This is a genomic window from Crossiella sp. NPDC003009 (assembly GCF_053591555.1).
Genome location: NZ_JBSFUA010000003.1, coordinates 299,054 through 312,815 on the forward strand (window position 1 = coordinate 299,054; position 13,762 = coordinate 312,815).

Below are 13,762 nucleotides of genomic sequence, written 5' to 3' on the forward strand. Positions count from 1 at the left end.
GCACAGCCGGACAGGTGCGGATCTACCCCACGAAAAACGGCTACCGTGCCTGGCTGCAAGTTCCGGGACTTCGACGGGATCACCCGGCCGATCGAGCGGCATGGCAAGACCAAGGGCAATGCACAGGACACGCTGCGGGAGGCGATCCGAGATCGGGTTCTGGTGGATGTGAGCGCGGAGATCAACGCGAACACCACCGTGAACGACCTGGGGAACGCCTGGTTCGCCGAACTCCAGGAGCGGGACATCCCATCGGCCGACGGGACGCTGCGGGCCTACCGGGATCGCCTGGACAAGCAGGTGTTCCCGGAACTGGGGTCGCTGCGTATCCGGGAGGTGACGGTCTCGCGGGTGGACCAGGTGGTGAAGGGGTCAGGAAGAAGCACGGGCCGTCGGTGGCCAAGGTGACCAGGACGGTGGTCAGCGGGCTGTTCGGGATGGCCGTGCGGCACGACACCATGGACGCCAACCCGGCCCGGGACGTCGCCAAGATCCAGACGCAGCCAAAGAAGTCGACCCGGGCTCTGGAGTTGACGGAGGCCCAGGTGTTGCGGACAAAGATCCACGCGGACCCCTAGCCAAACCGAACCAGTGGGGTGTGGTGTTCACCGCTCCCCTGGGCGAGCTGCGGGACCCGAGCAACACCCAGGCGGACCTTCGGGTGATCTTCAAGGCGGCTGGGTTCGCCTGGGTGACCAGCCACGTGTACCGGAAGACGGTGGCGACAATGATGGATGAGGCGGGGCTCTCCGCACGGCAGGCGCCGGACCAGCTCGGGCACGCCAAGGTGTCCATAACCCAGGACAACTACTTCGGGCGGAATCGGGCCGCGACCGGGGCAAAGGCGTTGTTGGAGGGCGTGGTCACAGCCGAGGCGGGCCAGAAATAAAGGATGGGTAAGGTGCCGGTTCGGTCTTGACACGCGAAACCCCCAGGCTTGTGACCTGGGGGTTTGGTGGGCCGCGTGGGACTCGAACCCACAACCCGCGGATTAAAAGTCCGCTGCTCTGCCAGTTGAGCTAGCGGCCCGGGGACACTCTACCGACACCGGGCCGGGTGGTGTGCTGTGGTTGGCGATCACGGGCCGGGTGGGGGTTGCCAGTTGGCGAGCAGGCGGGGGAGTTCGGCTTGGAGGAACTCGAAGAAGTCTCGGGTTTGTTCCAGGCGGTGGGCGGTGGGGGTGGTGGGGCCGACGGCCTGGATGCCTTCCTTGATGCTCTGGATCCAGCGGGCGATCTGCTCTTCGCGGCGGAGCAGGGACTCGAACCACAGGTCGTCGCGGACGCGGTAGTGGTCGCGGCGGGCGCCTGGGGAGCGTTCCTTGGTGACCAGGCCGATCTGGGTGAGGTAGCGGACGCCTCCGCTGACGGCGGCGGGGCTGATCTGCAGGTGGGCGGCCAGGTCTGCCGCAGTGCGGGTGCCGTCGTCGCTGGCGAGGAGGCTGGCGAAGATCCTGGCCGGCATGCGGCTCCAGCCGGCGTCAGTGAGGACCAGGGCGAAGCGTTCGACGAAGCGGGCTACCGCTGCCTCGTCGCGGGCGGGTCCGGTCATGTGTAGGCCCTCCTCTCCGTCACCCCCGTGACCAGCCGGTTTAGTTTAGCTGTTTCAGGAAGATGTGAAGGTAGGTCTGTGTGGTGGGGGCCACCCGCGGTGTCAGGGTCGCGGAAACGTGGCCGCTGCGAGCGTCAGGAGCGCGTAGGGAGCGGTGACGGGTGGGCTGGTGCGGCGTTTTCTCGTCATGGGCGGGCAACGTGCCCGTGACAAGTGCCTGCGGAGGCCGTCGTGACCCTGGAGTACCTCATTCCTTCGCTGCAACGCTCGCTGCGCAGCCACCTGGAGCCGGGGATCTGGCCGGCCGGAACCGAGCTGGGGCCGGAGAACGATCTGCTGGTCGGCGGGGTTTCGCTGCGGCGGGTCGCGGCTGACTTCGGCACTCCCTCCTACGTGCTGGACGAGGCGGCGGTCCGGCTGCGGTGCCGGGAGTACCGGGCCGCGTTGCCGGAGGTCGAGATCGCCTATGCGAGCAAGGCGTTGCTGACCAAGGCGGTGGCGCGGTGGGTGCGGGAGGAGGGGCTTTCGCTCGATGTGTGCTCGGCTGGGGAGCTCGCCGTCGCGCGGGCGGTGGACTTCCCTGCGGAGCGGGTCATCCTGCACGGGAATGCCAAGACGCCGGAGGATCTGAAGGCGGCGGTGGGCTACGGGGTTGGGCGGGTTGTGGTGGACTCGTTCGACGAGATCGAGCAGCTCGGCGCGTTGGCGCGGTATCCGCAGCAGGTGCTGGTGCGGGTGACGCCCGGTGTGGACGGGCAGACGCACAAGGCGATCGCGACCGGCGTCGAAGACCAGAAGTTCGGGTTCTCGCTGGCCAGTGGGGCCGCGGCGGAGGCGGTGCGGCGGGTGCTCTGCCAGCCGAACCTGCATCTGGTGGGGCTGCACTGCCACATCGGGTCGCAGATCGGGCGGGTGGCCGGGTTCGAGCTGGCGGCGCGGCGGATGGTCGGGTTGCTGGCCGCGGTGCGGGATGAGCACGGGATCGTGTTGCCACAGTTGAACATCGGCGGTGGGCACGCGGTGGCCTATCTGCCCGGTGAGGAGGAGTTCGATCTCCAGGGGTTCGCGGCCAGGGTGCGGTGCGCGGTGAACTACGAATGCTCGGCGCGCGGGTTGCCGGTGCCGCGGCTGGTGGTGGAGCCGGGGCGGTCGCTGGTCGCGCGGGCCGGGGTCACGCTGTACCGGGTGGTCGTGGTCAAGGACGTGCCCGGCGTGCGGACCTTCGTCGCGGTGGACGGCGGGATGAGCGACAACCTGCGGCCCGCGCTCTACGGATCCCGTTACGCGGTGCGGATGTTCGGCCGCACCAGCCACGCGGCCGCGCGCACGGTGACCGTGGTCGGGCGGCACTGCGAGGCCGGGGACGTGATCGCGCGCGATGTGCCGTTGCCCGCTGACATCCGCGCGGGCGACCTGCTGGCCGTGCCCTGCTCCGGCGCCTACCACCACTCGCTCGCGTCCAACTACAACCTGGTCGGCCGGCCGCCGGTGATCGCGGTGGCCGAGGGGCGCTACCGGCCGATCATCCGGCGGGAGACGGATGAGGACGTGCTGGCTCGCGATCTGGGCTGAGCCGGACGGTGCCCCCCTTGCCCGTGCGCTCGCGCCAGCCGAGGGCGGTCACCGCGACCACCAGCAGCGCGAAGCCCAGCCACTGGGTGCCGGACAGGCGCGCGCCCAGCAGACCGACGCCGATCAGCGCGGCGGTGGCCGGGAAGGCCAGCTCGGCCAGGGTGGCGCGGGCCGCCGGGGTGCTGCGCAGGCCCTGGTAGTACAGGGTCAGTGCGAGCAGGCCGGGCACGATCGCGAGCAGCAGCAGGGCAGGGGCGTTCGCCCAGTCCACCAGGAACGGGGCGCCCTGGCCTGCCACCACCACCGCGGTCGCGGGCAGGCCGATGGCGAAGCGCAGCACCGTGACGTCCCACGGGCGCAGCTCAGTGCTGACCAGCCTGCCGAGCACGGTGCCGCCCGCCCACAGCGCGGCCGCGCCCAGCGCCAGCAGCGCCGGAACCGCCGCGCTGACCCGCACCTCCAGCGGGTTCGCAAAGCTCAGCAGCCAGGCGCCGAGCAGGGCCGGCGCGGCGAAGTAGGCGTAGTGCGCGCGCGGCCGCTCGCCGAGCAGCACGAAGGCGGCCAGCAGCACGAACACCGGCTGGAACTTCTGCAGCACCAGCGGGGTCACCGGGTCGCCGTAGCGGAAGGCGGCGGTGAACAGCGCGGTCGCCACCGCTGAGGAGCCGACCCCGATGACCAGCACCGCGAACCGGCGCGGCCAGTTGAGCCCGGCGAAGGCGCGCAGCGCGCGCGGCACCCAGGGCAGCAGCAGGGCCACCACGATCAGATGCTCCCAGAAGACCACGGTGGCCGAGGGCAGGGCCTGCGCGAGCGGGGTGCGGAGCAGCGCGTCCGTGCCCCACAACGCGGCGGCCAGCGCCACCAGCCAGGTCCGATCCCGCATTCCTGCCCCCATATCAGCCGGTCATAACTTCACTCGCCGCCGCTGCCGGAACGCACGGAGCGTGCCAAGGTGGTCACCATGCGACGTCATCCCCTCGCCGCGGCCGGTGTCGCGGCCGCGTTGCTGCTGATCACCGGCAGCACAGCGCCCGCAGGCGCCGATCCGGTCAACTCCATCTCCCCGGATTCCATTCCCGTGCTCACCGTCGGCCGCTTCGCGCCGTACAGCCCGGAAGCCAAGGCCGTCACGCACGACCCGAAGCTGGTGCCGGAGGGCTCCGGTGTGGTGGTCGCCGCGACGCACGTCCGGCACGGCGGCACCCTGGTGCTGCTCTCGGTGCGCGGTCTGGTGCCCCAGCGCACCTACGGCGCGCACGCGCACACCAAGCCGTGCGGGCCCGCGCCCGCCGACTCCGGGCCGCACTACCAGGACGTCCTGGACCCGGTGCAGCCCTCGGTCGATCCCAAGTACGCCAACGCGTCCAACGAGATCTGGCTGGACTTCACCACCAACCGGCACGGCGTCGGCGTCAGCAAAACCGTGGTGCCCTGGCACTTCGGCGAACGCAGGGCCAAGTCGGTAGTGATCCACTTCGAGCGAACCAAAACCCACCATGGGCACGCCGGGACCGCGGGCGCGCGGCTGGGCTGCGTGAACGTGGACTTCTAGTCCGCGCCCAAGAGCTTCGGCACGATCTGCTCGGCCAGGGCCTTCTCCAGGCCGCGACGGGCCTCGTCGGTGCGGTTGTCGCCCAGTGCCATCAGCCGCACCGCGAGCAGGTTGTCCATGTTGTCCCGCAACAGCACCCCGGTGCCGCTGAGCACGCTGCCCACCTTGGCCGGGCGGCCGGCCACCGAGATCTCCGCGCCGTTGTACAGCGAGCCCTCCAGCTTGGTGGAGAGCACCTGGATCCACACCGTGTGCGCGCCGCCCTTGAACGGCTCGCCGCCGGAGATCGTGCAGTCGCCGCCATAGGTCAGCTGCCGCTCGCGGACCGGCACGCCCAGGATGCTCTGGAACATCTCGTCGCCGGCCGCGGTGCACAGCGCGGCGGCGCGCTGCGGGTGCGGCAGGTCGACCACGCCGGCGGCCGGTGGCGGCGGGAACGGGGTGTACGGCAGCGCGCCCTTCTCCCCCGGCGCGGGCGCGGCCGGGCCAGGCTTGGTCAGCTCGGCGAGCAGCTTCTGGGCCAGCTCGTGCAGCACCTGCTTCGGCGACTTCGGCGGGTTGCTGCCGGGGGTCGCGGTCATGTGCAGGGTGCCCTTGGGCACCGCGTCCTCGCTGTCGCCGTACTTCCGCTTCTCCAGCTCCTGCTCGCCGAACTGGTTGAACGGCACGCACAGCACCTCGCCGCCGCCGCTGGCCGCCACCGAGGTCGCCGGCCTGCCGCCCACGTCCACCTGCTGCGGGTTGGCCAGCGTCTTGCAGGGCTGCTGCCAGCTCAGGCTCAGGTACACGGTCTGGCGCCCGCCCTCGACCAGGCAGCCACCGCGCTGCACCCACCGGCTCTGCACCGGCCCGCCGAGCAGCTCCGACCATTCCTGCGCGGACAGCGTGCCGCACAGCAGCTGCGCGGTCGGCTCGGGGTTGAGCAGCGAGACCAGCTCCCCGCCCGGCGAGCTGACCTTGCGCGCCGCGGAACCGCGCTTGTCGTAGCCCTCCACCGGATCACCCGCTTCGGCCACGCCACGCACCGTGGTGCACCCGGCGAGCAGCGCCGCGGTGGCCAGGAGCAGCGCGCCGGTCCGGCGGGCGTTGGTCATCAGTGGTTCCTCCATCCGGACGAGCGTTGCCGGTGTGATGTTCCCAGCAGCAGCTGACGGTTGTCCCGGCAACTCCGGAATCCGGTGGCGCGGGTGTGATCTCGGCGGCACTTCCTAAATCGAGCTGATCTGGTTCCGAAAATAGGGGGATGAACGCGACTCGCAGGCAGGGCGTGGTGGACGCGTTGGAGGCGCTGGCCGGGTTCACCCCCGCCAACGTCAACGGCTGGCCGGACCTCAGCGGCACGGTGCAGGTGCTGCTGGCCGACACCTGGTGGGACCGGTTCGACCCGGCGGAGAGCGTGGGCGAGCTGCTCAGGGACGAGGCCGAGGTCGCCGCGGTGAAGGCCGCCATTGAACCGCTGCTGGAGGTGCTGGAGGCCTACAACCCGGCCACGCCGGATGAGACTTACCTCACTCATCCGCGCTGGCCGGAGGTGGCGGCCAAGGCGGGTGCGGCGCACCGGTTGCTGGCCGGCGCGGGCTGATGTCATCCGGCACTCCCGACGTGCCGGACAATGGAGCGGTGAACGCGCGTCCGCCCTTGCTGCGGGTCGGCCCTTACCAGGTCGATCCGCCGGTTGTGCTCGCGCCGATGGCCGGGATCACCAACGTGGCCTTCCGGCAGCTCTGCCGCCAGTACGGGGCTGGGCTGTACGTGTGCGAGATGGTCACCACCCGGGCGCTGGTCGAGCGGGACCCGATGACCATGCACATGATCACCTTCAGCGCGGACGAGCACCCGCGCTCGCTGCAGCTCTACGGGGTCGACCCGGTCACCATGGACAAGGCCGTCCGGATGATCGTGGACGAGAACCTGGCCGACCACATCGACATGAACTTCGGCTGCCCGGTACCCAAGGTGACCCGCAAGGGCGGTGGCGCGGCGCTGCCGTACAAGCGGCGGCTGTTCGGCGACATCGTGCGGGCCGCGGTGCGGGCCGCCGAGCCCGCGGGCATCCCGGTGACGGTGAAGTTCCGGATCGGCATCGACGAGGACCACCTGACCTACCTGGACGCCGGGCGGATCGCCGAGGCCGAGGGCGCCTCCTGGGTGGCCCTGCACGGGCGGACCGCGGCGCAGCGCTACTCCGGGCAGGCCGACTGGTCGGCGATCGCGCGGCTCAAGGAAGCGGTGCGGACCATCCCGGTGCTGGGCAACGGCGACATCTTCTCCGCGGCCGACGCGCTGCGGATGATGGCCGAGACCGGCTGCGACGGGATCGTGGTGGGCCGGGGCTGCCTGGGCAGGCCCTGGCTGTTCCGGGACCTGGCGGCCGCCTTCGCCGGAGAGCCGATTCCGGAAGGCCCTTCGCTGGGCGGGGTGGCCGAGGTGCTGCACCAGCACGCCGAGCTGCTCATCGACCACCTCGGGCCGGACAAGGGCATCCGCGACCTGCGCAAGCACATGGCCTGGTACCTGCGCGGCTTCCCGGTCGGCGGTGACCTGCGGCGCAGCTTCGCCATGGTGTCCAGCCTGGCCGAGCTGGAGGACCTGCTCGCCCAGCTGCCGCCGGAGGTGCCGTTCCCGCAGGACGCGGAGGGGCCGCGCGGACGCCAGGGCTCACCGGCGAAGGTCAGCCTGCCGCAGGGGTGGCTGGACGATCCGGAGGACGCCTCGGTCCCGCTCGGCGCGGAGCTGATGCACTCCGGCGGATGAGCGCGCGGCTGGGTGGCGCGCTGCTGGTCACGCTGGTCACGGCGGGCTGCGCGGTCGGAGTGGCCGGCACGCCGAGGGAGGCGTCCCAGGAAGCGGTGGACGCCGGGCTGGTCGGCGGTTACTTCAGCGACGGGCTGGCCGCGGCGCGGACCGGGGTGGCCGCGCAACGGGAGTTCCTGACCCGCACCCAGCACCCGGACTTCCGCGCCGGCGCCTGCGATCCCGGCGAGCTGGTGCTGACCGTGGAGCCCGCGCTGTCCACCCTGCGGCCCGATCCGGGGTGGACCGCGGGCAGCCGGGGAAGGCCGAGGGGGCGGGTGTACGTGGTGGCGGTCTCGGTCACCGCGAAACGGGACGGCGCCACGGTCGGTATCCAGATCGGGTCACAGCACGTGGTCGTCCTCGACGGGGCGGCCTACGGGTTCGCACCCTGTCCGCGCTGAGCGTGACGACGCCCACATCCCTTGGGCTACCGGCAGTTTCCTGCTGGGCCAAGTGGGTGGGCTATGGCCGAACAGCTTGGGCGGCCCCGCCATTTGCGGGTACACAACCAAGTGCGTGGTGGATCACGCTGAGTCACCGGGTCGGAGCAGCCCACGGTCAGCCAGTTAAGTGAAATACGACACCGGGCCGGTCCAGTGGCTCAAGCGTGCCGCCGTAGCCGACGACACCACCGTGGTAGGGAGGTGAACGCGGTGACCGTACTGCGACCTGACATCGCCGAGTCTGATCCGCTCCGCGATGGCGCGCGGCCGGTCTGCTCCGCGCCCACCCCACCGCGTTCGCCCGTCTCCGCCGCGGGGCATCCGGGCCCGCTACCGCCGTCATCGCCCGCCAACTCCGGGCTGGTGCAGTTACACGAGTCGATCGCCGCGCTGTTCGCCTCCCGTGGGCAGTGGCGGCAGGCCTATCAACACCTGCGTTCGGCGCTGGACCTGCTCTCCTCCGAGCAGACCAACCCGCCGCAGGTGCCCGAACAGCTGCGCCGCGAGGTGGACCGGCTGCGTCGCGAGCACGCCGAGGCGCGCGAGCAGAGCCTGCGGGACAGCCTCACCGCCAGCTACAACCGGCGCTACCTCGACCAGCGGCTGCTCGGCCTGCTCGGCGAGGCGGACCGGCAGGGCGGGCTGGCCGTGGCCCTGGTGGACCTGGACTTCTTCAAGCAGGTCAACGACACCTTCGGCCACCTCATCGGCGACCGGGTGCTGCAGCGGGTGGTGGAGCTGCTGCAGGACGGGCTGCCCGAGGGCGCGTTCTGCGCCCGCTACGGTGGTGAGGAATTTGTGCTCGTGGTGCCGGGCATCGACACCGGGACGGCGGTCGCTGTCTGTGAAGCGGCACGTGCACGCGTCGAGCGGTACCCGTGGACGCAGCTGGCTCCGGACCTGCGGGTCACGGTGAGTATTGGGCTGGCGCACGAGCTGACCGGCTCACCTGCGGACACACCGGCGACTGATCCGAAGGAACAGTTGTTGCGCGCGGACAGCTTGCTCTACGTGGCCAAGCAGTCCGGCCGGAACGCGGTCGCGTACCGGGAAGAGGACGGTCGCGTTCGGCTCGCCGGAGCGGCCGGTGGGCGACGGGCAGTGGCTCAACCGCGCCCGGTTGGCTATAACTGATCTTGCTCGGTACGGCCCGATCGGGCTAAGCGACTCGGCAATTTTCCGTACAGGACGTGACAAAGCTCGCGGCCGTGCTCGTGTGTCTTACCCGTTATCCGTACTATCGGGCACCGGGCGATCCGTCGGGGGTTACAACCCGTTCGGTTCGCCCTGCGTCATTAGTCGGAGAGTCACACGATCGGGAAGGAGACCGGGTGCCGGACGACCACCGCGAGGGCGGTTACGGTTCCCGCTCCGGACGACGTCGGCGGGCTGAGGACGAGACCCCCGATCTGGACCAGCCCAGCAGGCGCCGCCGGTCCCTGGACGACGGCGGGGGCACCTCGGTGTCGGACCTGCTCGCCAAGCACGGCGGCACTTCCGACAAGCTGCCCCGCCCGGCCCCGCCACCCGCGCCGCAGCACGACTTCGCGCCGCCGCCCATGCCGCCGGTGCCACCCATGCCGCCCCGGGATGCCGCGCCGCCGATGCCGCCGAGGGACGCGCCGCCGCCGATGCCGCCGCGATCCGCTCCGGTCCGGCCGCCGCGCGCACCGATGCCGCCGCAGGGCAGGCCGCAGGAGGATCTGGGCCAGCCGAGCGGCGGGCGCATGCCGCCGCCGATGGACCAGCCGAGCGGCGGGCGCATGCCGCCACCAGCAGACCAGCCCAGCGGTGGGCGGATGCCGCCGCCCATGGACCAGCCCAGCGGTGGGCGCATGCCGCCGCCGATGGACCAGCCCAGTGGTGGCCGGATGCCGCCGCCCCGGGATCTCGGGCAGCCCTCCGGTGGCCGGATGCCGCCGCCGGACAACGGCGGGCGGATGCCGCCAAGGGACATCGCCCAGCCGACCGGTGGGCGGATGCCGCCGCCGGGAGACCTCGCCCAGCCCACGGGCGGCCGGATGCCGCCGCCACGGGACCTTGGCCAGCCGAGTGGTGGGCGGATGCCGCCGCCACGGCCGCCGCGCGGACGACCGCAGGGTGGGCCGCCTGGCGCACCGCAACAGGGTGGGCCGCAACAGGGTGGGCCGCAACAGGGCGGTCCCCAGGGTGGGCCGCCGCCGGTGGATCCGCCGACGGGGGGCGGTTTCGCGGCGCTTGACGAGCCGGTCGCGCCGGCCGGCGGGCGTCCCGGGCCGCCGCAGGGTGGCAGGCCGCCTCGGCCGCCGCAGGGCGCTCGGCCGGGGAACCGGCCGCCTGCGCCGCCCGTGCCGCCGACGCCGCCTGTGCAGCCCGCTGAGCCGGTGGACGGCGAGATGGACGACAAGCGGCGCAAGATCGACGCCACCTTGTCCCGGTTCTCCGCCGTGCACGACGAGATGGCCGAGATCGAGGAAGCGGAACGGGAGCGGCGCGGCAAGCTGACCCAGTTCATCCGGATCGGCGGCAAGGACAAGGACAAGACCGACAAGCCCGCGGACAAGCCCGACCCCGCTGAGCAGACGCAGCTGGTCGAGCGGCCCGGTTCGGTGGACGTGCCCACCATGGGTGTGCCGTACCACGAGCTGGTCGACGAGGACGAGGACGAGCCGCCGCGCGAGGCGGCCCACGCCAGCGCGCCGCCGGCGGACGAGGACCCGGACGCGCTGCGCAGGCGGCGGCTGGTGCTGGTGGGCAAGGCGCTGGTGGTCGCGGTCGCCGCGGTGGTGCTGGTGGCCACCGGGATCGGCTGGGCGGGCAAGCAGTGGATCAACGGGCAGATCCGCGAGGTGTCCGCGCTGGACCCGAACTCCGACCAGATCCAGGACAAGGACAAGCAGTACGGCGCGGAGAACTTCCTCATGATCGGCTCGGACACCAGGGCCGGGGCCACCGCCGAGGACGGCGTGGGTGACGAGAAGATCTCCGGCGGCGCGCGGGCGGACACCGTGATGGTGGCGCACGTGCCCGCGGACCGGAAGCGCGTGGTGATCATGTCCTTCCCGCGCGACATGGACGTCACCATCCCGGCCTGCGAGGGCTGGGACGCCAAGACCGGCAAGTACACCGGCAAGACCGAGCCCGCGCGGAAGAACCAGAAGCTCAACGCGGCCTACGCCGTCGGCGGCCCGAAGTGCATCACCAAGCTGGTGCTCCAGCTCTCCGGGCTCAACATCAACCACTTCGTCGGCATCGACTTCCACGGCTTCAAGGCCATGGTCAACGCGGTCAAGGGCGTTGAGGTGTGCGTGCCGAAGCCGTTGATCGACGAGGAGCTGGGCGCGGTCATCACCCAGACCGGGCGGCAGACCATCTCCGGCGACACCGCGCTGAGCTACGTGCGCATCCGCAAGGTCAAGGGCCAGGCGCAGAGCGACTACGAGCGGATCGAGCGGCAGCAGCGGTTCCTGTCCTCGTTGCTGCGCAAGGTGATGTCCCAGCAGGTGCTCACCAGCCCGACCCAGCTGCAGGACTTCGTGAAGGCCTTCGCCAGCTCCACCTACGGCGAGAACATCGGCATCGACCAGATGCTCACCCTCGGCACTTCCTTGCAGGGCTTGGAAGCGGGCCGGGTGACCTTCGTGCAGGTGCCGGTGCGCACGGTCGAGCTGGCGCCCAAGAAGTACCGGGAGGAGTTCCGGGAGAAGGACGCCAAGGCGCTGTTCCAGGCGATCATCAACGGAACCCCGCTGCCGCAGGAGAAGCCGGCCGGTGGCGCGGCCAACCAGAACCCGATGCCGCAGGCGCAGAACAACCCGCCGGTGGACCTGAGCCCGGCCGCGCTGGTGGACCCGAAGACGGTGAAGATCCAGGTGCTCAACGGATCCGACAAGGCAGGCAACGCGGCCAAGGCGGTCACCGGCCTGGAGGGCCTCGGTTTCTCGGTGGTGAAGAAGGGCACCTCGCCCGCGCCGAGCAACAAGACGGTGATCCGCTTCGCCGACGAGCGCAGGGATGCCGCGCGCACGCTGGCCGCCGCGGTGCCCGGCGCCACGCTCACCCCCGATCCCAGCATGGGCGGGGCGATCCAGCTGATCCTCGGGCCGGAGTTCGACGGCAAGGTGGTCAAGCCGAGCGGCGGCGGTGGCGGCACCAGCACTCCTGGGCAGACGCCGACCAGCAAGCTGCCCGGTGATCTGTCCACTGTGAACGGTGCGGACAACAGCTGCACCTGACTCGGCCACACTGCCGCTGACCGGGCCTTTGCATCAGCTGTTCCGGTCGCGTTTACGGCTGGTTCACCAATGGATGCAGACCTCGCGACCATGGCGACGTAGGCTGACGGGCATGCGCGAGGCCTATCACGAGCAGCTCGATCGTTTCGCCGAGATCCTCGGTGACATGACCGCCGATGTCGCGAAAGCGATGGAGAAGTCGACCGCAGCGCTGCTGAACGTCGACCTCGGCCTTGCCGAACAGGTGATCGACGAGGACGCCAAGATCGACGACGCCCGTGCGGCGGCGGAGGAACAGGCGTTCGCGCTGCTGGCCCTGCAGGCGCCGGTGGCCACCGACCTGCGGGTGGTGGTCGCCGCGATCCACGCCGCGGAGGACCTGGAGCGGATGGGCGACCTGGCCCTGCACGTGGCCAAGGCCACCAGGCGCAGGCACCCCAACGGTGTGCTGCCCGACCAGGTGCGCGAGGACTTCGCCCAGATGGGCCGGGTCGCGGTGGAGCTGGCCAAGAAGGCCGAGCTGGTCATCCGCAACCGGGACGTCACACTGGCCGAGCAGCTGGAGCAGGACGACGACGAGATGGACGACCTGCACAAGCACCTGTTCACCGTGCTGATGGCCAAGGACTGGCCGCACGGGGTGGCCCCGGCGGTGGACATCACGCTGCTGGGCCGCTTCTACGAGCGCTTCGCCGACCACGCGGTGGCGCTGGCCCGCCGGGTGGTGTTCATCGCCACCGGCAAGATGCCCGGCCGCGAGGACTGATTCCCCTTACGACACAACGAAGGCCGGGTCCCAGTCACGGGACCCGGCCTTCGTGGTTCAGCAGAACCCTTGGGGCTTAACCGAAGCGGCCGGAGATGTAGTCCTCGGTGGCCTTCTGGGTCGGGTTGGAGAAGATCTTCTCGGTGTCGTCGACCTCGACCAGGCGGCCCGGCTGGCCGACGCCGGCCAGGTTGAAGAACGCCGTCTGGTCGCTCACCCGCGCGGCCTGCTGCATGTTGTGGGTGACGATGACGATCGTGTAGTCCTTCTTCAGCTCGGTGATCAGGTCCTCGATCGCCAGCGTGGAGATCGGGTCCAGCGCCGAACAGGGCTCGTCCATCAGCAGCACGTCCGGCTGCACCGCGATGGCGCGGGCGATGCACAGGCGCTGCTGCTGACCGCCGGAGAGGCCGCCGCCGGGCTTGTCCAGGCGGTCCTTGACCTCTTCCCAGAGGTTCGCGCCGCGCAGCGAGCGCTCGCAGACCTCCTCCAGCTTCTTCTTGCCCTTCATGCCTGCCAGCTTCAGCCCGGCCACCACGTTGTCCCTGATGGACATGGTGGGGAACGGGTTGGGCCGCTGGAACACCATGCCGATGGTGCGCCGGACCGACACCGGGTCCACCGCGGCGGCGTAGATGTCCTCGCCGTCCAGCAGGACCTGACCGTCCACCCGCGCGCCCGGGATCACCTCGTGCATGCGGTTCAGCGAGCGCAGCACGGTGGACTTGCCGCAACCCGAGGGCCCGATGAACGCGGTGACACTGCGCGGCGGCACCTGGAGGGTGACCCCGTCCACGGCGTGGAACTTGCCGTAGTAGATGTTGAGGTCTTTGACGTCGATGCGCTTGGCCATGACTCCTACCGC

At 70.8% G+C, this 13,762-nt stretch carries 15 protein-coding genes and 1 tRNA gene; 11 read left to right on the forward strand and 5 right to left on the reverse strand.

Translation table 11 applies throughout. The features are described 5' to 3' along the window. The first annotated feature begins 45 nt into the window (after nt 1–45). From ACWDY5_RS05505 to ACWDY5_RS05515, 3 genes are read left to right on the forward strand one after another with little or no spacing between them, the layout of a single operon-like run. Nucleotides 46–408 (forward strand): hypothetical protein, encoded by a 363-nt coding sequence (locus ACWDY5_RS05505; protein WP_449721082.1) that lies wholly within the window; start codon nt 46–48, stop codon nt 406–408. Next, nucleotides 396–578 carry a hypothetical protein gene (locus ACWDY5_RS05510; protein ID WP_449721083.1) on the forward strand — a complete coding sequence of 61 codons (183 nt, stop codon included), beginning with the start codon at nt 396–398 and terminating at the stop codon, nt 576–578. Before ACWDY5_RS05505 ends, ACWDY5_RS05510 begins: the two co-directional genes overlap by 13 nt. A 23-nt stretch (nt 579–601) precedes the next feature. Further along, the gene (locus ACWDY5_RS05515; protein ID WP_449721084.1) at nt 602–889 is read left to right on the forward strand and encodes a tyrosine-type recombinase/integrase; all 288 of its coding nucleotides are present in this window, start codon (nt 602–604) and stop codon (nt 887–889) included. A gap of 64 nt (nt 890–953) precedes the next feature. On the opposite strand, the gene ACWDY5_RS05520 is transcribed toward ACWDY5_RS05515, so the two are convergent. Further along, nucleotides 954–1,029, reverse strand: a tRNA-Lys gene (locus ACWDY5_RS05520). A 48-nt stretch (nt 1,030–1,077) separates the two neighbouring features. Next, on the reverse strand, nt 1,078–1,551 hold the full coding sequence (locus tag ACWDY5_RS05525) for a GbsR/MarR family transcriptional regulator (RefSeq protein ID WP_449721085.1): 474 nt from the start codon (nt 1,549–1,551) through the stop codon (nt 1,078–1,080). Nucleotides 1,552–1,782: 231 nt separating this feature from the next. On the opposite strand from ACWDY5_RS05525, the gene lysA reads away from it, so the two are divergent. Next, the gene (gene lysA, locus ACWDY5_RS05530) at nt 1,783–3,123 is read left to right on the forward strand and encodes a diaminopimelate decarboxylase (protein ID WP_449721086.1); all 1,341 of its coding nucleotides are present in this window, start codon (nt 1,783–1,785) and stop codon (nt 3,121–3,123) included. Here the strand turns inward: lysA and ACWDY5_RS05535 are convergent. Further along, the gene (locus tag ACWDY5_RS05535) at nt 3,074–4,009 is read right to left on the reverse strand and encodes a DMT family transporter (RefSeq protein ID WP_449721087.1); all 936 of its coding nucleotides are present in this window, start codon (nt 4,007–4,009) and stop codon (nt 3,074–3,076) included. The two genes, lysA and ACWDY5_RS05535, sit on opposite strands and share 50 nt — an antisense overlap. Before the next feature lie 78 nt (nt 4,010–4,087). Here ACWDY5_RS05535 and ACWDY5_RS05540 point away from each other — a divergent pair, with 78 nt between their 5' ends. Beyond that, nucleotides 4,088–4,678, forward strand: a complete 591-nt coding sequence (locus ACWDY5_RS05540; protein WP_252483519.1) for a superoxide dismutase — start codon at nt 4,088–4,090, stop codon at nt 4,676–4,678. On the opposite strand, the gene ACWDY5_RS05545 is transcribed toward ACWDY5_RS05540, so the two are convergent. After that, a complete protein-coding gene (locus ACWDY5_RS05545; protein WP_449721088.1) occupies nt 4,675–5,787 on the reverse strand; it encodes a hypothetical protein in 1,113 nt (370 codons plus the stop codon). The genes ACWDY5_RS05540 and ACWDY5_RS05545 overlap by 4 nt on opposite strands. Nucleotides 5,788–5,921: 134 nt before the next feature. Here ACWDY5_RS05545 and ACWDY5_RS05550 point away from each other — a divergent pair, with 134 nt between their 5' ends. The 6 genes from ACWDY5_RS05550 to phoU all read left to right on the forward strand — a co-directional run bounded on the left by ACWDY5_RS05550 (nt 5,922) and on the right by phoU (nt 12,897). After that, complete coding sequence (locus tag ACWDY5_RS05550; RefSeq protein ID WP_449721089.1) at nt 5,922–6,260, forward strand: SCO4402 family protein; 339 nt, start codon at nt 5,922–5,924, stop codon at nt 6,258–6,260. Nucleotides 6,261–6,298: 38 nt separating this feature from the next. After that, nucleotides 6,299–7,432: a tRNA dihydrouridine synthase DusB gene (dusB, locus tag ACWDY5_RS05555; protein ID WP_449721090.1), complete on the forward strand. Its 1,134-nt coding sequence runs from the start codon at nt 6,299–6,301 to the stop codon at nt 7,430–7,432. Continuing rightward, the gene (locus ACWDY5_RS05560) at nt 7,429–7,875 is read left to right on the forward strand and encodes a hypothetical protein (RefSeq protein ID WP_252483523.1); all 447 of its coding nucleotides are present in this window, start codon (nt 7,429–7,431) and stop codon (nt 7,873–7,875) included. The genes dusB and ACWDY5_RS05560 overlap by 4 nt, the downstream gene beginning before the upstream one ends. A gap of 252 nt (nt 7,876–8,127) precedes the next feature. Continuing rightward, the gene (locus ACWDY5_RS05565) at nt 8,128–9,051 is read left to right on the forward strand and encodes a GGDEF domain-containing protein (RefSeq protein ID WP_449721091.1); all 924 of its coding nucleotides are present in this window, start codon (nt 8,128–8,130) and stop codon (nt 9,049–9,051) included. Between the two features lie 197 nt (nt 9,052–9,248). Beyond that, nucleotides 9,249–12,131: an LCP family glycopolymer transferase gene (locus ACWDY5_RS05570; RefSeq protein WP_449721092.1), complete on the forward strand. Its 2,883-nt coding sequence runs from the start codon at nt 9,249–9,251 to the stop codon at nt 12,129–12,131. Nucleotides 12,132–12,243: 112 nt separating this feature from the next. Next, nucleotides 12,244–12,897 (forward strand): phosphate signaling complex protein PhoU, encoded by a 654-nt coding sequence (gene phoU, locus ACWDY5_RS05575; protein WP_449721093.1) that lies wholly within the window; start codon nt 12,244–12,246, stop codon nt 12,895–12,897. A gap of 76 nt (nt 12,898–12,973) precedes the next feature. Here phoU and pstB read toward each other — a convergent pair whose 3' ends face one another. Continuing rightward, nucleotides 12,974–13,750 carry a phosphate ABC transporter ATP-binding protein PstB gene (gene pstB, locus ACWDY5_RS05580; RefSeq protein WP_252483526.1) on the reverse strand — a complete coding sequence of 259 codons (777 nt, stop codon included), beginning with the start codon at nt 13,748–13,750 and terminating at the stop codon, nt 12,974–12,976. Nucleotides 13,751–13,762: the final 12 nt, after the last annotated feature.

Excerpts from the sequence above, each read along its gene's own strand:
- ACWDY5_RS05535 (WP_449721087.1), bottom strand. The coding sequence starts at position 4,009 with ATGCGGGATCGGACCTGGCTGGTGGCGCTGGCCGCCGCGTTGTGGGGC.
- phoU (WP_449721093.1), top strand. The coding sequence starts at position 12,244 with ATGCGCGAGGCCTATCACGAGCAGCTCGATCGTTTCGCCGAGATCCTC.
- ACWDY5_RS05525 (WP_449721085.1), bottom strand. The coding sequence starts at position 1,551 with ATGACCGGACCCGCCCGCGACGAGGCAGCGGTAGCCCGCTTCGTCGAA.
- pstB (WP_252483526.1), bottom strand. The coding sequence starts at position 13,750 with ATGGCCAAGCGCATCGACGTCAAAGACCTCAACATCTACTACGGCAAG.
- ACWDY5_RS05550 (WP_449721089.1), top strand. The coding sequence starts at position 5,922 with ATGAACGCGACTCGCAGGCAGGGCGTGGTGGACGCGTTGGAGGCGCTG.
- ACWDY5_RS05540 (WP_252483519.1), top strand. The coding sequence starts at position 4,088 with ATGCGACGTCATCCCCTCGCCGCGGCCGGTGTCGCGGCCGCGTTGCTG.
- ACWDY5_RS05545 (WP_449721088.1), bottom strand. The coding sequence starts at position 5,787 with ATGGAGGAACCACTGATGACCAACGCCCGCCGGACCGGCGCGCTGCTC.
- ACWDY5_RS05560 (WP_252483523.1), top strand. The coding sequence starts at position 7,429 with ATGAGCGCGCGGCTGGGTGGCGCGCTGCTGGTCACGCTGGTCACGGCG.